The sequence below is a fragment of the Streptomyces clavifer genome (assembly GCF_036345975.1).
In the GTDB taxonomy this organism is placed as follows: domain Bacteria; phylum Actinomycetota; class Actinomycetes; order Streptomycetales; family Streptomycetaceae; genus Streptomyces; species Streptomyces clavifer.
Genome location: NZ_CP107793.1, coordinates 4974039 through 4993649, shown reverse-complemented (window position 1 = coordinate 4993649; position 19611 = coordinate 4974039). Strand labels below are relative to the sequence as shown.

The 19611-nt window shown below is 70.9% G+C and carries 19 protein-coding genes and 1 riboswitch; of the genes, 9 read left to right on the top strand and 10 right to left on the bottom strand.

The genetic code is table 11. The annotated features are described in order from the left end of the window. Nucleotides 1–165: 165 nt before the first annotated feature. The 4 genes from OG927_RS21995 to OG927_RS21980 all read left to right on the top strand — a co-directional run bounded on the left by OG927_RS21995 (nucleotide 166) and on the right by OG927_RS21980 (nucleotide 6071). Complete coding sequence (locus tag OG927_RS21995; protein ID WP_056794104.1) at nucleotides 166–420, top strand: DUF3311 domain-containing protein; 255 nt, start codon at nucleotides 166–168, stop codon at nucleotides 418–420. Then, nucleotides 417–2051 carry a monocarboxylate uptake permease MctP gene (gene mctP / locus OG927_RS21990; RefSeq protein ID WP_056794103.1) on the top strand — a complete coding sequence of 545 codons (1635 nt, stop codon included), beginning with the start codon at nucleotides 417–419 and terminating at the stop codon, nucleotides 2049–2051. The genes OG927_RS21995 and mctP overlap by 4 nt, the downstream gene beginning before the upstream one ends. Nucleotides 2052–2398: 347 nt before the next feature. Further along, a riboswitch (cobalamin riboswitch) is annotated at nucleotides 2399–2522 on the top strand. Between the two features lie 136 nt (nucleotides 2523–2658). Continuing rightward, nucleotides 2659–5055 (top strand): ribonucleoside-diphosphate reductase subunit alpha, encoded by a 2397-nt coding sequence (locus OG927_RS21985; protein WP_330320669.1) that lies wholly within the window; start codon nucleotides 2659–2661, stop codon nucleotides 5053–5055. Further along, nucleotides 5055–6071, top strand: coding sequence for a ribonucleotide-diphosphate reductase subunit beta (locus tag OG927_RS21980; protein ID WP_330320668.1), 1017 nt, complete (start codon nucleotides 5055–5057; stop codon nucleotides 6069–6071). The genes OG927_RS21985 and OG927_RS21980 overlap by 1 nt, the downstream gene beginning before the upstream one ends. On the opposite strand, the gene OG927_RS21975 is transcribed toward OG927_RS21980, so the two are convergent. Then, entirely contained in the window at nucleotides 6068–6280 is a 213-nt protein-coding gene (locus OG927_RS21975; protein ID WP_330320667.1) for a hypothetical protein, read from the bottom strand. The genes OG927_RS21980 and OG927_RS21975 overlap by 4 nt on opposite strands. 81 nt (nucleotides 6281–6361) lie before the next feature. Between OG927_RS21975 and OG927_RS21970 the strand changes: the two genes are divergently transcribed. Further along, nucleotides 6362–7336 (top strand): helix-turn-helix domain-containing protein, encoded by a 975-nt coding sequence (locus tag OG927_RS21970; protein ID WP_330320666.1) that lies wholly within the window; start codon nucleotides 6362–6364, stop codon nucleotides 7334–7336. A gap of 67 nt (nucleotides 7337–7403) precedes the next feature. Here OG927_RS21970 and OG927_RS21965 read toward each other — a convergent pair whose 3' ends face one another. The 9 genes from OG927_RS21965 to OG927_RS21925 form a co-directional block, all read right to left on the bottom strand. After that, entirely contained in the window at nucleotides 7404–8141 is a 738-nt protein-coding gene (locus OG927_RS21965; protein WP_056794093.1) for a D-Ala-D-Ala carboxypeptidase family metallohydrolase, read from the bottom strand. Between the two features lie 171 nt (nucleotides 8142–8312). After that, on the bottom strand, nucleotides 8313–8951 hold the full coding sequence (def, locus tag OG927_RS21960) for a peptide deformylase (protein WP_056794092.1): 639 nt from the start codon (nucleotides 8949–8951) through the stop codon (nucleotides 8313–8315). Nucleotides 8952–9032: 81 nt separating this feature from the next. Then, nucleotides 9033–10025 carry a tetratricopeptide repeat protein gene (locus OG927_RS21955; RefSeq protein ID WP_056794090.1) on the bottom strand — a complete coding sequence of 331 codons (993 nt, stop codon included), beginning with the start codon at nucleotides 10023–10025 and terminating at the stop codon, nucleotides 9033–9035. A gap of 90 nt (nucleotides 10026–10115) precedes the next feature. Further along, nucleotides 10116–11312, bottom strand: coding sequence for an HD-GYP domain-containing protein (locus tag OG927_RS21950; protein ID WP_209471265.1), 1197 nt, complete (start codon nucleotides 11310–11312; stop codon nucleotides 10116–10118). Between the two features lie 56 nt (nucleotides 11313–11368). Beyond that, complete coding sequence (locus OG927_RS21945) at nucleotides 11369–12763, bottom strand: HD-GYP domain-containing protein (protein ID WP_056794088.1); 1395 nt, start codon at nucleotides 12761–12763, stop codon at nucleotides 11369–11371. A 139-nt stretch (nucleotides 12764–12902) separates the two neighbouring features. Beyond that, nucleotides 12903–13223, bottom strand: a complete 321-nt coding sequence (gene rsrA, locus OG927_RS21940) for a mycothiol system anti-sigma-R factor (RefSeq protein ID WP_124281221.1) — start codon at nucleotides 13221–13223, stop codon at nucleotides 12903–12905. Next, nucleotides 13220–13876, bottom strand: coding sequence for a sigma-70 family RNA polymerase sigma factor (locus tag OG927_RS21935; RefSeq protein ID WP_056794770.1), 657 nt, complete (start codon nucleotides 13874–13876; stop codon nucleotides 13220–13222). The genes rsrA and OG927_RS21935 overlap by 4 nt, the downstream gene beginning before the upstream one ends. Before the next feature lie 299 nt (nucleotides 13877–14175). Further along, complete coding sequence (locus OG927_RS21930; RefSeq protein ID WP_330320665.1) at nucleotides 14176–14832, bottom strand: alpha/beta hydrolase family protein; 657 nt, start codon at nucleotides 14830–14832, stop codon at nucleotides 14176–14178. A gap of 18 nt (nucleotides 14833–14850) precedes the next feature. Next, complete coding sequence (locus tag OG927_RS21925) at nucleotides 14851–15666, bottom strand: SOS response-associated peptidase (protein ID WP_056794082.1); 816 nt, start codon at nucleotides 15664–15666, stop codon at nucleotides 14851–14853. A gap of 74 nt (nucleotides 15667–15740) precedes the next feature. Between OG927_RS21925 and OG927_RS21920 the strand changes: the two genes are divergently transcribed. The 4 genes from OG927_RS21920 (at nucleotide 15741) to OG927_RS21905 (ending at nucleotide 19381) form a co-directional block, all read left to right on the top strand. After that, nucleotides 15741–16454, top strand: coding sequence for a M50 family metallopeptidase (locus tag OG927_RS21920; protein ID WP_056794080.1), 714 nt, complete (start codon nucleotides 15741–15743; stop codon nucleotides 16452–16454). Nucleotides 16455–16550: 96 nt separating this feature from the next. Then, on the top strand, nucleotides 16551–17930 hold the full coding sequence (aroA, locus tag OG927_RS21915) for a 3-phosphoshikimate 1-carboxyvinyltransferase (protein WP_209469770.1): 1380 nt from the start codon (nucleotides 16551–16553) through the stop codon (nucleotides 17928–17930). A gap of 4 nt (nucleotides 17931–17934) precedes the next feature. Continuing rightward, nucleotides 17935–18951 (top strand): ribosome small subunit-dependent GTPase A, encoded by a 1017-nt coding sequence (rsgA, locus tag OG927_RS21910; protein ID WP_056794076.1) that lies wholly within the window; start codon nucleotides 17935–17937, stop codon nucleotides 18949–18951. Between the two features lie 106 nt (nucleotides 18952–19057). After that, the gene (locus OG927_RS21905; RefSeq protein WP_056794074.1) at nucleotides 19058–19381 is read left to right on the top strand and encodes a DMT family transporter; all 324 of its coding nucleotides are present in this window, start codon (nucleotides 19058–19060) and stop codon (nucleotides 19379–19381) included. Nucleotides 19382–19611 lie beyond the last annotated feature (230 nt).

The following is a 19611-nucleotide window of genomic DNA, read 5'->3' as shown; positions in this document are numbered from 1 at the left end:
TCACGTAGGACCGATCCCCTTGCGCCCGCAGGGGGATCAGTCATTTCGGGCGACGCCGGACCGTTGCAGGACCGCAATGCGGACGGGGGGTGACGCTGCCCGTTTCTCGCGCTTAGATTTCCTGCGCATTACTACAGGTGATCAGCGAGGGGACGGAGTCGCCACATGTCAGAAGATACCGAAGTGAAACCGCCGACAGTGACACCAGCGAGGGTGGTCATCGCACTCTGTCTGATCGCACCGTTCGTCGCGATGCTCTGGGTGAGTTCGTACGCGAGGGTTGAACCGACCTTTATCGGTATCCCGTTCTTCTATTGGTACCAAATGCTCTGGGTGCTCCTCTCGACCGCACTCACCATGGTCGCGTACGTGCTGTGGCAGCGTGACCAGCGCGCCCGCAAGGGGGGTGCGTCGGCATGAAGGACGGCGTGAACGGCGTGGCACTAGCCGTATTCATCTTCTTCTTCGTGGCCGTCACGGTCATCGGATTCATGGCGGCGCGCTGGCGCAAGGCCGAGAACGAGGCCAGCCTGGACGAATGGGGCCTGGGCGGCCGGTCGTTCGGTACCTGGGTCACCTGGTTCCTGCTCGGCGGCGACCTCTACACGGCGTACACCTTCGTCGCGGTCCCCGCGGCGATCTACGCGGCGGGCGCGGCCGGCTTCTTCGCCGTCCCCTACACGATTCTCGTCTACCCGCTGATCTTCACCTTCCTCCCCCGCCTGTGGTCCGTCTCGCACAAGCACGGGTACGTCACCACCTCGGACTTCGTCCGCGGCCGCTTCGGCTCGAAGGGGCTCTCGCTGGCGGTCGCCGTCACCGGCATCCTCGCCACGATGCCCTACATCGCGCTCCAGCTGGTCGGCATCCAGGCCGTGCTGGACGTGATGGGCGTCGGCGGCGGCGAGACCACGCACTGGTTCATCAAGGACCTGCCGCTGCTGATCGCGTTCGCCGTGCTCGCCGCGTACACCTACTCGTCGGGGCTCCGCGCGCCCGCGCTGATCGCGTTCGTCAAGGATGGCCTGATCTATCTGGTCATCGCGGTGGCGATCATCTACATCCCGATCAAGCTCGGCGGCTTCGACGACATCTTCGCCAAGGCCGGTGAGGCGTTCTCGGCCAAGAACGAGGCTGCGGGAAAGCCCGTATCGGGTCTCGTCCCGGGCGAGATGGGCCAGTGGGGATATGCCACCCTGGCGCTGGGTTCGGCGCTCGCGCTCTTCATGTACCCGCACTCCATCACGGCGACGCTCTCCAGCCGCAGCCGTGAGGTGATCCGGCGCAACACCACGATCCTGCCGCTCTATTCGCTGATGCTGGGCCTGCTGGCCCTGCTCGGATTCATGGCGATCGCGGCCGGGGTGAAGGTGGACAACGGCCAGTTGGCCATTCCGCAGCTGTTCGAGAACATGTTCCCCGCCTGGTTCGCCGGTGTGGCATTCGCCGCCATCGGAATCGGCGCACTGGTGCCTGCGGCGATCATGTCGATCGCGGCGGCAAACCTCTTCACCCGTAACATTTACAAGGACTTCATCAAACCCGACGCCACACCCGCCCAGGAGACCAAGGTCTCCAAGCTGGTCTCGCTCTTCGTCAAGGTCGGAGCGCTCGCCTTCGTCCTCACCATGGACAAGACGGTCGCGATCAACTTCCAGCTGCTCGGCGGGATCTGGATCCTCCAGACGATGCCGGCCCTGGTCGGCGGCCTGTTCACCCGCTGGTTCCACCGCTGGGCCCTGATCGCGGGCTGGGCGGTCGGCATGCTGTACGGCACCGTGGCCGCGTACGGCGTCGCGAGCCCCACCCAGAAGCACTTCGGCGGATCGTCGAAGGAGATCCCCGGTATCGGCGAGATCGGCTACATCGGTCTCACCGCGTTCGTGCTCAACGTCGTCGTGGTCGTCGTCCTGACGTTCGTCCTCAACGCGCTGAAGGCACCGGCAGGCATCGACGAGACGTCTCCGTCCGACTACACGGCGGACGTGGGCGACCCCGGCGTCCAGGAGAAGCTCCCGCCGGCCACGGTGGGCGCCCCGGGCGGCCACTGACCCCGCCCCGGCACAGGCTTCCGGTCCGGGCCGCCGCGTCCTCCCCAGGGGCGGCGGCCCGCTGCGTTCCCGGTCGTCCTGAGCACCCCCCGCCGCGCCCGTCGACGGCGGCCCCACCCCCGCGGACACCCGCCCGGGCACTTCCCGCGCGCCGGGCCTCCGGGCCGGTTCCGCGCGCGCCGCACCCCTTGCACGCCGGCCGCCGGCCCCTCTTTCCGTGCCTCGCACCGGCTCCGGAACGGGTACGGAAGCCCATTGCCGACATCCCGCTCCGGACGTTTCACCCGACCCCCGACGAAGCGCGACACAACATGTGGGGGCTGTCTCCCGGGACGGCCCCCACATGTATGCTCGTGCTCGCTGTCGCCGCAGGGGAATCCGGTGCGAATCCGGAACTGTCCCGCAACGGTGTGATCGGTGTGCTTCTGTGCACCCGGGAGTCCGAAGACCTGCCGACAGCGCTTCCGGCTCGACCGAGCCGGAAGCCACACGTCCGGGCCTCGCGGAGGGCCGGTGGACGCCGTACACAGGGCTGCCCCCACCCGGGCACCGTCCTGCCCGGCTCCCCCGCTCCCGCCGGCCCCGAGCCGAGCGAGGGATAGCCCCAGTGACCATCGCGCCAGCCGATCCGGTTTCAGCGATCGATTCAGCCGAGTCCACGCCCGACGGGCCCGGGACCGCACTGCTGCGGACCCTGACCGACCTCACCGTCGATCTGCCCGACACCGACCCCGGACGGGTCGCCGCCGCCGCGCTGCGCGGCCGCAGCGCCCGGTCGGACGAGGCGGAGCTGCGCACGCTGGCCACCGAGGCAGCCGCGGGGCTGATCTCCGAGGACCCCGCCTACTCCCGGCTCGCCGCCCGGCTCCTCACCCGCTCGATCGCGGACGAGGCGGCCGGCCAGGGCGCGGTCTCCTTCTCCGCCTCGGTCGCCACCGGTCACCGTGAGGGTCTGATTGCCGACCGCACGGCCGAGTTCGTCACGCTGCACGCGGCGGCCCTCGACGTGCTGGTCGAGCAGGCGCTCGCCGACCGTGCCGACGACCGCTTCGGATACTTCGGCCTGCGGACGCTGCACAGCCGCTATCTGCTGCGCCATCCGCTCACCCGCCAGGTCATCGAGACCCCGCAGCACTTCATGCTGCGGGTCGCCGCCGGCCTCGCCGAGAACACCTCCGCGCACGCCCTGGACGAAGTGGCCTCGCTGTACGGCCTGATGAGCCGGCTCGACTACCTCCCTTCCTCCCCCACGCTCTTCAACTCCGGCACCCGGCACCCGCAGATGTCCTCCTGCTACCTGCTGGACTCGCCCATGGACGAGCTCGACTCGATCTACGACCGCTACCACCAGGTGGCGCGCCTCTCCAAGCACGCGGGTGGCATCGGTCTCTCGTACTCCCGCATCCGCGCGCGCGGTTCACTGATCCGGGGCACCAACGGGCACTCGAACGGCATCGTGCCGTTCCTGAAGACGCTCGACGCCTCGGTCGCCGCGGTCAACCAGGGGGGCCGCCGCAAGGGCGCCGCCGCCGTCTACCTGGAGACCTGGCACGCGGACATCGAGGAGTTCCTGGAGCTGCGCGACAACACGGGCGAGGACCAGCGGCGCACGCACAACCTGAACCTCGCGCACTGGATTCCGGACGAGTTCATGCGGCGCGTCGACGCGGACACCGAGTGGTCGCTGTTCTCGCCTGCGGACGTGCCCGGGCTGGTCGACCTGTGGGGCGACGCGTTCGACACCGCCTACCGCGAGGCGGAGGCGGCCGGCCTGGCCCGCAAGACGATGCCCGCGCGTGAGCTGTACGGCCGGATGATGCGCACGCTGGCCCAGACGGGGCAGGGCTGGATGACGTTCAAGGACGCCTCCAACCGTACGGCGAACCAGACCGCGGAGCCGGGCCGGGTCGTGCACTCCTCCAATCTCTGCACCGAGATCCTCGAGGTCACCGACGACGGCGAGACGGCCGTCTGCAACCTGGGGTCCGTCAACCTCGGCGCGTTCGTCGCCGGCGGGGAGATGGACTGGGAGCGGCTGGACGCCACCGTGCGCACCGCCGTGACCTTCCTCGACCGGGTGGTGGACATCAACTTCTACCCGACCGAGCAGGCCGGCCGGTCCAACGCCCGCTGGCGCCCGGTGGGCCTGGGCGCGATGGGTCTGCAGGACGTCTTCTTCCAGCTGCGGCTGCCCTTCGACTCGCCGGAGGCCCGCGCACTCTCCACGAAGATCTCCGAGCGGATCATGCTCGCCGCGTACGAGGCGTCCTGCGACCTCGCCGAGCGGTCCGGCCCGCTCCCCGCCTGGTCCGAGACGCGCGCGGCCCGCGGTGTGCTGCACCCCGACCACTACGACACCGAGCTGAACTGGCCGGAGCGCTGGGACGCGCTGCGCGCCCGGGTCGCCAGGACCGGGATGCGCAACTCCCTGCTGCTCGCCATCGCGCCCACGGCGACGATCGCCTCGATCGCCGGCGTGTACGAGTGCATCGAGCCCCAGGTCTCCAACCTCTTCAAGCGCGAGACGCTCAGCGGTGAGTTCCTCCAGGTCAACGCCTACCTGGTGGACGAGCTGAAGAAGCTCGGCGTGTGGGACGCGCGGACCCGTGAGGCACTGCGCGAGGCCAGCGGCTCCGTACAGGGCTTCGCCTGGATCCCCGCGGACGTGCGGGCGCTGTACCGCACGGCGTGGGAGATCCCCCAGCGCGGGCTGATCGACATGGCGGCGGCCCGTACGCCGTTCCTCGACCAGAGCCAGTCCCTGAACCTGTTCCTGGAGACGCCGACGATCGGCAAGCTCTCCTCCATGTACGCGTACGCCTGGAAGCAGGGGCTGAAGACGACGTACTACCTGCGCTCGCGTCCCGCCACCCGGATCGCCCGTGCCGCGTCCGGGACGGCACCCGCGGCCGCACCCATTCCCGTACAGCAGGCCTCGGCACCCGACGCGGACGCCCTCGCCTGCTCGCTCGAAAACCCCGAGTCCTGCGAGGCCTGCCAGTAATGAGCTCCCACGAGAACAAGAACCTGCTCGACCCGGGTTTCGAACTGACCCTGCGCCCCATGCGCTACCCGGACTTCTACGAGCGCTACCGGGACGCGATCAAGAACACCTGGACGGTCGAGGAGGTCGACCTCCACTCCGACGTCGCCGATCTCGCCAAGCTCTCCCCCGGCGAGCAGCACATGATCGGACGGCTGGTGGCGTTCTTCGCCACGGGTGACTCGATCGTCTCCAACAACCTGGTGCTGACGCTCTACAAGCACATCAACTCCCCGGAGGCGCGGCTGTACCTGTCGCGTCAGCTGTTCGAGGAGGCCGTGCACGTCCAGTTCTACCTGACGCTGCTCGACACGTACCTCCCCGATCCGGCGGACCGCGCGGCGGCCTTCGACGCGGTCGAGGAGATCCCCTCGATCCGCGAGAAGGCGCAGTTCTGCTTCCGGTGGATGGACTCCGTCGAGAAGATCGACCAGCTGGAGACGCAGGCCGACCGCCGCAGGTTCCTGCTGAATCTGATCTGCTTCGCGGCCTGCATCGAGGGGCTGTTCTTCTACGGCGCCTTCGCGTACGTGTACTGGTTCCGCTCGCGCGGTCTGCTGCACGGTCTGGCCACCGGCACCAACTGGGTGTTCCGTGACGAGACGATGCACATGAACTTCGCGTTCGAGGTCGTGGACACCGTCCGCAAGGAGGAGCCCGAGCTCTTCGACGACGCCCTCCAGCAGCAGGTCACCGACATGCTGAAGGAGGCCGTCGCGGCGGAGCTGCAGTTCGGGCGTGACCTGTGCGGCGAGGGCCTGCCCGGTATGAACACCGAGTCGATGCGCCAGTACCTGGAGTGCGTCGCCGACCAGCGGCTCACCCGGCTCGGCTTCCCGCCGCTCTACGGATCCGAGAACCCCTTCTCGTTCATGGAGCTGCAGGGGGTCCAGGAGCTCACGAACTTCTTCGAGCGCCGGCCGTCCGCCTACCAGGTGGCGGTGGAGGGCTCGGTCGGCTTCGACGACGACTTCTAGACCCTCGCCCAACTCCCGGCGAACAGGTGCCGCGTGGCCACGACCGGCTGCGCGGCACCTGCCGTTCCCCGTGGCGCCGGGGTCCTGCCGCGCTCCGCCTCCCTCAGTTGGCGGTCGATCCGGCGCTCCTGTGCGTGCCCGACGAGGGCGGGAAGCAGGATAAGGGCGACAAGTGCGGCTATGACCAGGTAGCTCAGGAATGTGTTCATGACTCCACTGTCGTCCCTGCGCCGGGATTCCGGCAGTGGCAGGACTGTCACACAGCATCGAATTACTGCCACACTGGCGTCATGCTGAAGAATGTCGCCGCCCTGCTGCTGGACGAGATCCACCCCTTCGAACTCGGCGTCGTGTGCGAGGTGTTCGGGCTCGACCGCTCCGAGGACGGGCTGCCGGTCTACGACTTCGCCGTCGTGTCGGCGGAGGGACCGGTCCTGCGGACACACGCCGGGTTCTCCATCAGCACCCCCTACGGGCTGGACCGCCTGGAGGAGGCCGATCTCATCGCCGTACCCGCGGGGAGCCACTTCATCGACCGGGAGTACCCCCAGGAGGCCCTCGACGCCCTGCGCCGGGCCGTGGAGCGCGGCGCACGCGTGCTGAGCGTCTGCTCCGGTTCCTTCGTCCTCGGCGCGGCCGGACTACTGGACGGCCGTCGCTGCACCACCCACTGGCGGCACTCCGACGAGCTGGCCCGGCGCTTCCCGAAGGCCCGCGTCGAGCCGGACGTGCTCTACGTGGACGAGGGCTCCGTCATCACCTCGGCAGGCACGGCCGCGGGCATCGACGCCGCCCTGCACCTGGTCCGCCAGGCGCACGGACCGGCCGTGGCGAACGCCGTCGCGCGCCGCATGGTCGTCCCCCCGCACCGGGACGGCGGCCAGGCGCAGTACATCAAGCGACCGCTGCCGCGCACCCCGTGCGACACGGTCGGCGACACGCTCGCCTGGATGGAACGCCACCTCGACGAGGAGATGACCGTCGAGCAGCTGGCCGCCCAGACCCACATGTCACCCCGGACCTTCGCCCGCCGCTTCCAGCAGGAGACGGGCACCACCCCGTACCGCTGGCTGCTCCGGCAGCGCGTCCTGCTGGCGCAGCATCTGCTGGAGAGCTCGGACGAGACCATGGACATGATCGCGGGACAGACCGGTTTCGGGAACGCGGCGGCACTGCGCCACCAGTTCGTACGCGCGCTCGGCACGACTCCGCAGGCTTACCGCCGCACCTTCAGGGGGCCGGCCGGGCTGACCGAGGCCGCCTGACGGCACGGCCCGGCCGGGGTGGTCATGTGATCACCCCGGCCGGGCCGGATCCGCGGAGGGCCCGCGGTCAGATGCCGCACTGCGAGGCCGACCAGAAGTGGCTCGGCCCCTGGTTCACGTGGATGTGGTCGCCGTGCCCGGCGTAGCCCGGGCCGAGGATCCCGTTGAACCCGTGGTTGCGGGCCTGCTTGGCGATGGTGCACAGGGAGTGCGGTCCGGAGCCCAGGTCCACGGCGTCACCGTACAGATGGCGGCTGTTCGCCGCCCCGCCCACCGCGGAGTTGCAGGAGGCGGACCGGAACCCGCTGGTGACGCGGAGGGACTGGTCGCCGAGCGCGTGCCTGAGCGCCTCCAGCTTCCACATGGAGGTCAGGGCGTTGGCCTTGGCCGTTCCCGCGGCGACGGCGCCCCCGGCCCAGGTGCTGTTGCACGTGTTCAGCTCGGGGTAGGTGAAGTGGATCGGCGTGCAGTCGTCGTCCTGGAGCGCGTAGAGCTTGGACTGCGTGGCCGGGCCCGCGACGCCGTCCGCGGCGAGGCCGTACGCGGCCTGGAAGCGCTTGACCGCGGCCGTGGTGGCGGGGCCGTAGGAGCCGTCCACGGCGAGCACGGAGTTGTATCCCGGGTAGCCGGCGACCCGGATCTGCAACTGGGTGACGTCATTGCCGGTGGCACCGGGCGACAGGGTACGGCTCCATGTGTAGCACCCGTCCGCCTGCGCGGTACCCGCGGTGACCAGGGCCCCACCCAGGGCGAATGCCATGGTCATGACAAGGCCGAGCAGGAGGTGTGCGGAACGTCTGAGCATGGGGGTCTCCCAACCACGGTGAGGTGTCGGAGTGAGCCTGTCGGACGAGTCGACGCGCGTCAACCACCCCACTGGAAACACCCGTTGCCCCACCGCCGAAACCTCCGAAGCGGCTTGCACACGGACGGGGCCCCGCTCCGGCAAGCCGGCAGGGCCCCGTCCGGAAGAAGATCAGGCGTGCGCGACGACCTCGTAGCGGGGCGTGCCCTCGGCCATCTGCTTCAGCGCGTCCTTGCGGTCCCGCTTCGACAGCCGGTCGATGTACAGGTAGCCGTACAGGTGGTCCGTCTCGTGCTGGAGGCAGCGCGCGAAGTACCCGTCGCCCCGCACCTTCACCGGCTTGCCCTCGGCGTCCTGGCCCCGCACCACCGCGTAGTCGGGCCGGGCGAGTGCGGCATAGGCCGTGGGGACCGAGAGGCAGCCCTCGTTGGAGTCGTCGAGGTGGCGCTGCTCGGGCGCCAGCTCCTCCAGCACCGGGTTGCAGATCACGCCGACGTGCCGCACCCCGTCGTCGTCCATGCAGTCGTAGACGAAGACCTTGAGGTCCACGCCGATCTGGTTGGCGGCGAGGCCGACGCCCTCCGCGGTCCGCTGGCTGGCGAACATGTCGTCGATCAGCTGCGCGAGGTCGGCGCCGAAGTCCGTGACGTCCTTGCACTCCTTGTGCAGAACCGGGTTGCCCACGACCGTGATCGGGCGGGAGGTGCCGCGCTCGCGGTACGCCGCCTCGCGCGCCTCACAGTCCTCGGTGTCCACGAGGAATCCCTCGTCGTCCACGCCGACCTGCTCGTCCGTCTCCTGCTGCGACATGTCCGCCGTACGCCTTCCTGCAAACCTGAAACCCGTGAGGACCGCACCGGAATCGGTGCCCGTACAGCCTACGGGCACCGGTCAGCAGACTTCTTCCAGATCCCGCCACTCGCGGCTGTCCGGGCTGTCGGCGACCCAGCCGTCCAACAGCCCCCGCACCAGCCCGGCCGGCGCCGCTATGCCGCACTCCCGCTCCGGAACCCACAGGTCACCGGCGGTGCGGTGCCCCAGCGGCCCGGGATGCCCCGGCTCGCTGTGGTCGTGCGGGTCCAGGTGCTCCCCATCGCCCTCGTCGCTCTCCATACGGCTCTCCGAACAGGCCCGGCAGAGCAGCCGCACGGAGGACGACCAGTCCTCGGCGGCGAAGCCCGCATCGGACGCGAGCTGCTCCAGCGCGTCCCGGTCCGCCTCGGTGGCCGCCTCCAGGAGCACCACCCAGGTGGGTACGGGAGAAGGCGCCCACAGCTCGATCTCGTCGAAGACCGGGTAGGACGGCCCGGCCGCCGTGACGCGCTCGCCGTTCGGAACCCCGTCGTGCAGGACGACCTCGCCCCAGCGCCGGCCGGACGACGGCAGCGGGATCGACAGCACTTCCATCCGCGCCGGATCCAGCCTGCGGCCCCAGACCACCTCGGCCTCGCCCTCGGGCGAGAGCCGCACGGCCGCGCTGCCGAGCTCCATGCCCGTCGGCTCGCTGTTGGACGCGGCATTGTGCTGGCCGCTGCCCGGCACCTTCAGCCCGTACGCCTGCCAGGCCCGGCGCGCCAGCGGCCAGTCCTGCAGCGCGGTGGCCGCGATTCCGACGTTCCACCAGTCCGGCGCTCCGGACTCCCGGTCGAGCAGGGCGACGGCCCGCAGTCCCGCGGCCCTCGCCTGCTCCCAGTCGTGCCGGAACTTGTGCAGCAGCGCCAGATTGAACCAGGACTCGGAGAGCCAGGGCTCCAGGTCCGCCGCGCGCGTCAGCAACGCCCCCGCGTCCTCGTACCGGCCGTCGCCGATCAGCGTGAACGCGCGGTCCGTGGCCTGCCGCCAAGAGGCGGACGGCCGATGCCGTACCTTCCCGAAGATCCTCACGATTCCCGCCTGTCCCGACTGGACACCCTCGTCTGCCGCTCTCTTCGCATCCAACCATGCCCGGCCGGACGCCCGCTCATTACCCATGGGTTACCCAGACCCGACCGAGGTCAGACCGCCACGCGCCAGGACTCTGGCCAGCGCTTCCACGACCAGCGGCTGGTAGTCGCGGCCGGTGCCGAGCCTGAGCTGCTCCAGCGCCCCCAGAGGCCCTCCTGCGCCTTCCCCGCGCAGGTCGTCGTACGCATTGACCGCACGGACGATCCTGGCGGCGGTCGGCTGTTCCCGGTACGGATCGGCCTGCTGCTCCACCACCACCGCCACCGCGGTGTCCACCCCGGTCTGCCGGACCACCGCGCCCCCGAGCAGCGCGATCCGGCGCTGCTCGGCCGCCGGGAGGCGGGCGGTCGCCCCGTCGGGCACCGGGTCCACGAGCGAGAGCTGGCCGATGTCGTGCATCAGCGCCGCGTACTCCAGGACGGACAGCTCGGGACCCGCGAGGCCGAGCTCCCTGCCGACGGCGGTGGAGAGTTCGGCCACCCTGCGGGCGTGCCCGTGCGGGGTGTAGCCGGCGATCTCCGTGGACCGGGCCAGCGAGGCGATGGTCTGCCGGTAGGTCGTGCGGACGGCCGCGTAGCGGCGGAAGGAGACCTGGGTGAGCAGCAGCGGCACACACAGCAGGGGCAGCGCCCACAGCCCCGCCACGGCAACCCCGAGCGCCATCACGGCACCGGTCGCGCAGACGGCCGAGCCGATGCCGATGAGCGCCCGGAGCTCGTCCCGGAGCAGGGGCCCGAACGGCCGGGGCGTCGTTGCCGTGAGGGCGGCGAGCACCGCCTCGCACAGGGCGGTGAGCGCCAGCAGCAGGACGAGGAAGAGGGCGAAGTACAGCCCCTCACCGAACCAGCGCTCCGACCTTCCCGAGTGGGAGAGCGGCTGGAAGCACACGGCGGCGAAGCCCACGGCCAGGACGCGGCGCGCGACCAGGTCGGGCCCCGGGCCGCTGCCGCGGGCCGTGTGGGGGACGGAGGCGAGCAGCTGCGCCGCCGCAACGACGGTGACCACCTGAAGGACACCGTGCGTGGTTGCCTCTCCCCCGCTGCGCCCGAGCAGCGCGTACGCCAGGGCGCCGGCCGCGCCGAGGGGCGCCGGCTCGCGCTCGCCGGGCAGGGAACCCCAGCGGGCCAGCTCGCCGACGGTGACGAGGACCCCGAAGGCGAGGGCGTGCCCGGGTTCGGCGACACCGTTCCACAGGGTGTGACCGAACGCGACGACCGCGAGGAGCATCGCGGCGCCGCGCACCGCGAGCACGGCCGGAGGCGGCGCGGGGGCGTACCTGAGGGTCACCGTCGCCGCCGGCCCGGCCGGTGCGTGGTCCCGGCCGCTGTGGACGGCCGCTTCCCCGGCCGCGGGCGCGGCAGCCCGGGCGGCTGCTCCTCCGAGGTGACCGTGTTGGCCGCGGCGGACCAGCCGTGCCGGTCCAGGGCCCGGGCGAGGGCCCTCACCATCTGCGGATCGAACTGGCTGCCCGCGCAGCGTTCGAGCTCCGCCACCGCCGCCGGAACGGGGCGCCCCCGCCGGTACGAACGCGTCGAGGTCATCGCGTCGAAGGCGTCCGCGACGGCCACGACGCGGGCGAACTCGGGGATCGTGTCACCGGCGAGCCCGTACGGATACCCGCTGCCGTCGAGCCGCTCGTGATGGTGCAGGATCGCGGCGCGCGCCTCGTCGAGGAAACCGATGCCCCGGACGATCTCGTGCCCGTACTCGGGGTGCAGCTCGATGACCCTGCGTTCCTCGGGGGTGAGCGGCCCGTCCTTGCGCAGGATCCGCGTCGGGACGCCGAGCTTGCCGACGTCGTGCAGAATGCCGGCGAACCGGAGCGCTTCCATCCGCTCCTCCTCCATGCCGAGTTCGCGGGCGATCAGCTCGGAGGCGCGGCCCACCCGCTCGCTGTGGCCCCGGGTGTATCCGTCCTTGATGTCGACGGCCTGCACCAGCGCCCTGATGGTGGCCCGGTGCGCCGCGTGCTGACGGTGGTACTGGGCGAACACCCAGCAGGAGATGTACATCGGGAGCACGACGACCAGCGCGGACACCGGCCCGTAGGAGCTGCGCCAGAGGATCGCCATCATCAGCCCCGCGAGTGCGTGCACCAGGTGCGGCCCCACGGAACGCGCCAGCAGCCCCCGCCAGGCGTGCCGGACGGCGACGCGTTCGGCCGTGGCGAGGATGCCGCCGTCCAGGACCGCCAGGACGAGGCTGAACACGAGCGCCGTGGCACCGGCGGGAAGAAGGGCGTACGGGAGGTCGGGGACGGCTCCTCCCCCGGCGCCGCCCAAAGTGGCCGGACCCCCCAGGAACGCGTAGGTCCACGAGGCCGCGCCCACGGTCAGGGCGAGCTGCGCGGTCCGCCAGACGCGGCGGGCCGCGACGGGCTGCTGCTCGACCCGGCCGGCCAGCGAGCCGGGGACCGACACCAGGACGGCGGCAGCCGGCGGCAGCAGGAAGGCCGCGGCCAGCAGCAGGGGGAAGAACGATCCCGCACCGACCGGCACGGAACGGGCGAAGAAGGAACAGCGGCCCGGAAGTTCACAGGCCAGGTAGAGCGCGGCAAGGAGCGCGAGCGTCCCCCAGGGCGTGGCGGCCCCGGGGGTCGGTGCGGGGAGGGCGCAGACAGTCGCGCAGAGCGCCACGCACAGGATGTAGGCGCGCGCAGCCCTCGGTGTGGTCCTCACCCGTACCGCCCGCCCCCAGCCTGGTCAATGAGGGCGCCAGGCTAGCGAGTGGGAGGGCGGCGGGGGTCCAGCTGCGCCGGATTAGCACATTCGGGTGACATGACCGGGGTTCCGGCTGCCGGGACGGAGGCGGCAGCCGTCACTCGGCGGCGGCGGCCGGCCGGTCGGCGCCGCCCAGGGCGACGTCCTGTTCCGGAACGGCCTGCCCCGAACGGATCAGATCGATCCGTCCCATCACCTTGGAGCGCAGATCGGTCGGGACGTCGTCCTGGCCGCAGCAGCGCTTCACCAGTTTCTTCACGGCCTGCTCCAGGCCGTACTTCTCCAGGCACGGGGAGCACTCCTCGAAATGCACCTCGAACTTGGTGCAGTCGCCCTCGGGCATCTCCCGGTCGAGAAACTCGTAGAGATGATCGAGAACCTCTGAGCAGTCCGTCTCGTGCGGCTCTCCGCAGCTCATGAGGTCGTGCCTTTCCTGTCGTCCGACTCACCGGCTCCGGCCGGGACGAGCCCGCGCTCGCGCGCGTAGTCCTCGAGCATGCCGCGCAGCTGGCGACGTCCCCGGTGCAGGCGGGACATCACCGTACCGATGGGTGTCCCCATGATGTCCGCGATCTCCTTGTAGGCAAAGCCCTCTACGTCGGCGAGATACACGGCGATGCGGAACTCTTCGGGGATCGACTGCAGCGCCGACTTCACGTCGGAGTCCGGCAGGTGGTCGAGCGCCTGGGACTCCGCCGAGCGCAGACCCGTGGACATGTGCGACTCGGCACGCGCCAGCTGCCAGTCCTCGATCTCCTCGGCGGCACTCCGCTGGGGTTCGCGCTGCTTCTTGCGGTACGAGTTGATGAAAGTGTTGGTGAGGATGCGGTACATCCACGCCTTGAGGTTCGTACCCTCACGGAACTGGTGGAAGGAGCCGTACGCCTTGGCATACGTCTCCTGCACCAGGTCCTCGGCATCGGCCGGGTTGCGCGTCATGCGCAGCGCCGCCGAGTACATCTGGTCCAGAAATCCGAGGGCGTCCCGCTCGAAGCGCGCGTTGCGCTCCGCGGTCGTCTCCTCGGCACGGCCGTCGTCGGTCCCTGTGTCGGTCCCAGTGACCGGACCCACCTCCTCCAACGATGCGGCGGAGCCGAAACCGGACCCGCTCGCCTTGGAGAATAGTCGACCCGGCTTCTTCGCGGGCTGTCGATCCGGTCCGCTCAGGGCACGCTCGGGAGTGGTCTTGCCCGCGTGCAGCACCGTCCACTCCAGGTCAGCGGTGTTCGAGCGCTGCGGGCAGATGGTCGAACCCATGCGACGGACTCCCTCTCCACGTACGACGTTGTTGTACCGACGTCCCGAACAACAGCCGCCCCGCACGCCGCATTCCCGCGCCCTTCACGGGGCTCCGGGACACGTGGGGCACGTCACGTACGCGGGAGCCGGTCCAGCCATCCGGCCACCGCGCCGGTGAGCAGTTCCAGCGCCTGATCCCGGGTCAGCGGGGCCTTCTTCGGCACCGCGAATCCGTGGTCTCCGTACGGCACCTCGACGAGGTCGTGCCCGCCCGCGGGGAACTCCTCCGGTCGCCCGAACGGGTCACGGCCGCCCTGCACGACGAGGGTGGGCACACCGGCGCCGAGCAGTTCGTCCTCGCGCGACTTCTCGGGCCTGCCCGGCGGGTGCAGGGGAAAGCTCAGCGCGAGCACCGCGCGGGCGCCCAGGGACTTCGCCGTGCGGCAGGCCACCCGGGCCCCCGCGCTGCGGCCCCCGGCCACCACCGGCAGGCCGGGAACGGTCAGTGCGGGCCACAGGCCCCGCCAGCCGGTGTCCAGGGTCCGGGGCGCCGGTGCGAGCCTCTTCCCGGCGACGCGCCACGGCTGCTCGACCAGGGCGACGGTCACCCGGTGCGCCGGCAGCACCGCGGCGAGCGCCTGGAGATCCCCGGCCTCGATGCCGCCGCCCGCCCCGTGGCCGACGGCGAGTACCAGCCGGGCGTCCCGCGCCGGATGCCAGGTGATTCTGGCCACCCCGGCTTCCGTCTCGACGGTCTCGGTCCTCTGCGCTGTCCCTGTACGGCTCACGGGGCCCATCCTGCCGGGTCAGAACAGCGTGCTCACCTCCGGCGCGGCCAGCTCCTCCAGCAGTTCCGGGCCGTTGTTGCGGACGTTGCTGACCGTGGTGGCCACCGGGTAGGCCCGCATCAGCCCGTTGGGCGGCGGTTCCAGCAGCGCCTTCAGCTCGCCGATGTCGGTGCGCGACGGGTCGAGCCAGTCGTCCCAGCGGTCGGGGGTCAGCATCAGGGGCATCCGGGGGTGGATGTCGGCGAGGGCCGCCGGGCCCTCGGCGGGGGCGACGGCGAGCGGGGACGTCTCCGCCTCCGTGGTGATCACGGAGCAGGTCACCCACCAGGCCTGCGGATGGTCGTCGGGCAGGGTCCGGTCGCGCCAGAACTCGTACAGCCCGGCCATCGCGAAGACCGAACCGTCGGCGGGTGTCACGAAGTACGGCTGCTTGCGGGGCCGCTTCCTCTTCCCCTTCTCCTCCAACTGCCGCTCGTCCGCGCCGGTGACCCACTCGTAGTAGCCGTCGGCGGGCAGGATGCAGCGCCGGGAGACGAAGGGGCGGCGGAAGGACGGCTTCTCGTGGACCGTCTCGGCACGGGCGTTGATCATGCGGGCGCCGCCCTCCGGCGACTTCGCCCAGGACGGCACGAGCCCCCACTTCAGGGCGCGCAGCTGGCGAACCGGTCGCTGGTCCTCCGCGTCCTTCACAGGACGCTCCATCACCGCGTAGACCTCTTTGGTCGGCGCCACGTTCCAGTCGGGCTCCAGTGTCTCGGTGGGTTCCCACTTCTCCACCGCGAAGAGCCCGGTCAGATCCTCCGGCCGCCGACTCGCTGCATACCGTCCGCACATAAGTGCCAGACTGCCACGACCCCCACGTCGAGTGGGCGCCGATCCCTCAAGTACCGCAAGGAGCAGCCCGCACCATGGACAGCACCGATCTGGGCGATCTGTGGGATCGCGTCTTCGGGACCCAGCCCGCACCCGAGCAGTGGCTGGTGGTCGTGACGGCCACCGTCGCGCTGATCGCCGTCGTGCCGAACTTCATATGGCGGCTCTCCCGCAACGCCATCACCATCGCGCACGAGGGCGGCCACGGCCTCGTCGCCCTGCTCACCGGACGGCAGCTCTCCGGCATCCGGCTGCACTCGGACACCAGCGGCCTGACCGTCAGCCGCGGCAAGCCGACCGGCGTCGGCATGATCCTCACGGCGGCGGCCGGCTACACGGCGCCTCCCCTGCTCGGCCTCGGCGGCGCCTGGCTGCTGACCAACGGCCGGATCACGCTCCTCCTGTGGCTGTCGACCGCTCTGCTCGCCGTGATGCTGGTGATGATCCGCAATCTCTACGGGGCACTGACGGTCATCCTCACGGGTACGGCCTTCCTGCTGGTCTCCTGGCTGACCTCGGCGGAGGTCCAGTCGGCGTTCGCCTACACGGTGGTGTGGTTCCTGCTGCTGGGCGGGGTCCGTCCGGCGTTCGAGCTCCAGTCCAAGCGGCGCCACGGCGGTGCGCCCGACTCCGACGCCGATCAGCTCGCCCGGCTGACGCAGGCTCCGGCCGCGCTCTGGCTGTTCCTCTTCCACTCGGTGTCGCTCTGCGCGCTGATCGGCGGCGGACGCTGGCTGCTCGGGCTGTGACGGCTCACGGCGCCCCTTACCACCCTTGTATTACGCCCCTATTTCGGGCTATTTGTTCAGGATCCAGGTTTGCGCTGAGCCACTAAAGTGAGGGGCATGACCGAAAGTTCCGTGCACCCCGCCCTCTGGCCCGCTCCCCGTGCGACCGGAGCCGTCGACGCGACCGTCACCGTGCCCGGATCGAAGTCGGTCACCAACCGCGCCCTCGTCCTGGCCTCCCTCTCCTCCGAGCCGGGCTGGCTGCGGCGCCCCCTGCGCTCGCGCGACACCCTGCTGATGGCCCAGGCGCTCCGCGCGATGGGCGTCGGGATCGAGGAGGGCGTCGGTCCCGACGGCTCGGGTGAAGCATGGCGGGTCATCCCGGCCGGGCTGCACGGCCCCGCCTCGGTCGACGTCGGCAACGCGGGAACGGTCATGCGCTTCCTGCCGCCCGTGGCCTGCCTCTCGGACGGATCCGTCCACTTCGACGGGGACCCCCGTTCCTACGAGCGCCCCCTGAACGGTGTGATCGACGCGCTCAGGGCCCTGGGCGCCCGGATCGACGACGACGGGCGCGGCGCGCTGCCGCTGACGGTGCACGGCGCGGGAGCCCTGGACGGGGGCCCGGTGGCGATCGACGCCTCCTCGTCCTCCCAGTTCGTCTCCGCCCTGCTGCTGTCCGCGCCCCGCTTCAACCAGGGTGTGGAGGTACGCCACACCGGCTCCGCGCTCCCCTCCATGCCGCACATCCGGATGACCGTCGACATGCTGCGCGCGGTCGGCGCACAGGTCGACGAACCGGAGACGGGCGGCGAGCCCGATGTCTGGCGGGTGTCTCCCTCCGCCCTGCTCGGCCGCGATCTGACCGTCGAGCCCGACCTCTCCAACGCCCAGCCCTTCCTGGCGGCCGCGCTGGTCACCGGGGGCCGGGTCACCGTCCCCGACTGGCCGTTGCGCACCACCCAGCCGGGTGACGCGCTGCGCGAGATCTTCACCGCAATGGGTGGCAGTTGCGAGCTGACCGAAGACGGGCTCACCTTCCGGGGCTCGGGCCGCATCCACGGCATCGACGTCCATCTGGGGGAGGTCGGTGAGCTGACGCCGGGCATCGCGGCTCTCGCCGCCCTCGCCGACTCCCCGTCGACGCTGAGCGGGGTCGCGCACCTGCGCCTGCACGAGACGGACCGGCTGGCCGCGCTCACCAAGGAGATCAACGCCCTCGGCGGGGATGTCACGGAAACGGCCGACGGTCTGCGGATCAACCCGCGCCCGCTGCACGGCGGCACCTTCCACACCTACGACGACCACCGGATGGCGACGGCGGGGGCCGTCATCGGCCTCGCCGTGGCCGGAGTCGAGGTCGAGAACGTCGGTACGACCGCCAAGACCCTCCCGGACTTCCCGGAGATGTGGACGGGCATGCTCGGTGCGTCCCCGGAGACCGCCGGGGCCGCCCCCGGAGCACCCGGGTCCTCCCCGGAGAGGCGCGGGGTCTGAGGGCATGCGCCGTTACGGGAAGAACCCCGACGAGGACGACATCCGCGTACGCCCCAACCGCAAGGGCAACCGGCCTCGCACGCACATCCGCCCCAAGCACGAGGACGCCCAGGACGGCATGGTGCTCACGGTCGACCGCGGCCGGCTCACCTGCCTCGTCGAGGGCCGCACCGTCATGGCGATGAAGGCCCGCGAGCTGGGCCGCAAGGCCGCGGTGGTGGGCGACAGGGTCTCCATCGTCGGCGACCTCTCCGGCGACAAGGACACGCTGGCCCGCATCGTGCGGATCGGCGAACGCCGCTCGGTCCTCCGCCGCACCGCCGACGACGACGATCCGTACGAGCGGGTGGTCGTCGCCAATGCCGACCAGCTGGCGATCGTCACCGCGCTCGCCGATCCCGAACCGCGGCCGCGCATGATCGACCGCTGTCTGGTGGCGGCGTACGACGGCGGGCTCAGCCCGCTCCTCGTCCTCACCAAGTCCGACCTGGCCTCCCCGGACCAGTTGCTGGAGGCGTACACCCCGCTGGGTGTCCCCTTCATCGTCACCAGCCGCGAGGAGCTGGAGAACGGCGACGCCGCGGACCGGGTGCGCGAGCTGCTCAACGACCGGGTGACCGCCTTCGTCGGGCACTCCGGAGTCGGGAAGACGACCCTGGTCAACGCGCTGGTCCCGAAGGACAGACGGCGGACCACCGGTGTGGTCAACGCGGTCACGGGGCGCGGCAGGCACACCACGACGTCGGCGCTCGCACTGCCGCTGCCGGACGGCCGCGGCTGGGTGGTCGACACTCCCGGTGTGCGGTCCTTCGGGCTCCACCACGTCGATCCGTCCCGGGTCATCAACGCGTTCCCCGACCTGCAGCCGGGTGCGGAGAACTGCCCGCGGGGCTGCACCCACGACAGCCAGCAGACCGAATGCGCCCTGGACGCCTGGGTCGCGGAGGGGCACGCCGATCCGGCGCGGCTCGACTCCCTCAGGCGGCTGCTCTCGACCCGGGAGCGGCGCGAGGGCGACTGACGGCGGGACCACCCGACTCGCGCACGTTTGCGAGCTCTCACGACTGGTAAGGGCATAATCACGCTGAGCGGGACGAAGCACTCACCTAGGCGGGAGGCACCTGACGATGGCGTGGTTGCTGGTCGTGGTCGCCGGACTGCTGGAGACCGGCTTCGCCGTGTGTCTCAAGCTGTCGCACGGATTCAGCCGACTGTGGCCGACGGTCGCGTTCTGCGTGTTCGCCCTCGGCAGTTTCGGTCTACTGACCCTGGCCCTCAAGAAGCTCGACGTCGGCCCCGCGTACGCGGTGTGGACCGGCATCGGCGCGGCCGGGACCGCGATCTACGGGATGGTCTTCCTCGACGACGTGGTCTCCACCCTCAAACTGGTGTCCATCTCGCTGGTGATCGTCGGCGTGATCGGTCTGCAGCTGTCCGGCTCCTCGCACTGAAGCCGTGCGCCGGCCGGTCCCCGCGTCCGCCGGGGGCGTGCGCCGCGCCAGGGCCTCGCGGAGGAGCGGGACGGCGTCCGCCCCGACCGGCGACGGCGCGGTGACCGGCGGCACCATCGCGTACGAGAGGGCGAGCCGGAGCGCGATCTCACAGGTCGCCTCCAGACGCACGGCCTCCCGCGGGTCCTCGCGCGCCAGCGTGGCGACCGCCCTGTCGCGGACGAGCGCGA

What these genes read in the sequence shown, in the direction of transcription:
- OG927_RS21905 (WP_056794074.1), top strand. Translation starts at nt 19,058, where the DNA reads ATGGCGTGGTTGCTGGTCGTGGTCGCCGGACTGCTGGAGACCGGCTTC.
- mctP (WP_056794103.1), top strand. Translation starts at nt 417, where the DNA reads ATGAAGGACGGCGTGAACGGCGTGGCACTAGCCGTATTCATCTTCTTC.
- OG927_RS21965 (WP_056794093.1), bottom strand. Translation starts at nt 8,141, where the DNA reads ATGCTCAGACGTTCCGCACACCTCCTGCTCGGCCTTGTCATGACCATG.
- OG927_RS21970 (WP_330320666.1), top strand. Translation starts at nt 6,362, where the DNA reads ATGCTGAAGAATGTCGCCGCCCTGCTGCTGGACGAGATCCACCCCTTC.
- OG927_RS21980 (WP_330320668.1), top strand. Translation starts at nt 5,055, where the DNA reads ATGAGCTCCCACGAGAACAAGAACCTGCTCGACCCGGGTTTCGAACTG.
- def (WP_056794092.1), bottom strand. Translation starts at nt 8,951, where the DNA reads ATGTCGCAGCAGGAGACGGACGAGCAGGTCGGCGTGGACGACGAGGGA.
- rsgA (WP_056794076.1), top strand. Translation starts at nt 17,935, where the DNA reads ATGCGCCGTTACGGGAAGAACCCCGACGAGGACGACATCCGCGTACGC.
- OG927_RS21995 (WP_056794104.1), top strand. Translation starts at nt 166, where the DNA reads ATGTCAGAAGATACCGAAGTGAAACCGCCGACAGTGACACCAGCGAGG.
- OG927_RS21920 (WP_056794080.1), top strand. Translation starts at nt 15,741, where the DNA reads ATGGACAGCACCGATCTGGGCGATCTGTGGGATCGCGTCTTCGGGACC.
- OG927_RS21925 (WP_056794082.1), bottom strand. Translation starts at nt 15,666, where the DNA reads ATGTGCGGACGGTATGCAGCGAGTCGGCGGCCGGAGGATCTGACCGGG.
- OG927_RS21950 (WP_209471265.1), bottom strand. Translation starts at nt 11,312, where the DNA reads ATGCTCCTCGCGGTCGTCGCGTTCGGTCACACCCTGTGGAACGGTGTC.
- rsrA (WP_124281221.1), bottom strand. Translation starts at nt 13,223, where the DNA reads ATGAGCTGCGGAGAGCCGCACGAGACGGACTGCTCAGAGGTTCTCGAT.
- aroA (WP_209469770.1), top strand. Translation starts at nt 16,551, where the DNA reads ATGACCGAAAGTTCCGTGCACCCCGCCCTCTGGCCCGCTCCCCGTGCG.
- OG927_RS21975 (WP_330320667.1), bottom strand. Translation starts at nt 6,280, where the DNA reads ATGAACACATTCCTGAGCTACCTGGTCATAGCCGCACTTGTCGCCCTT.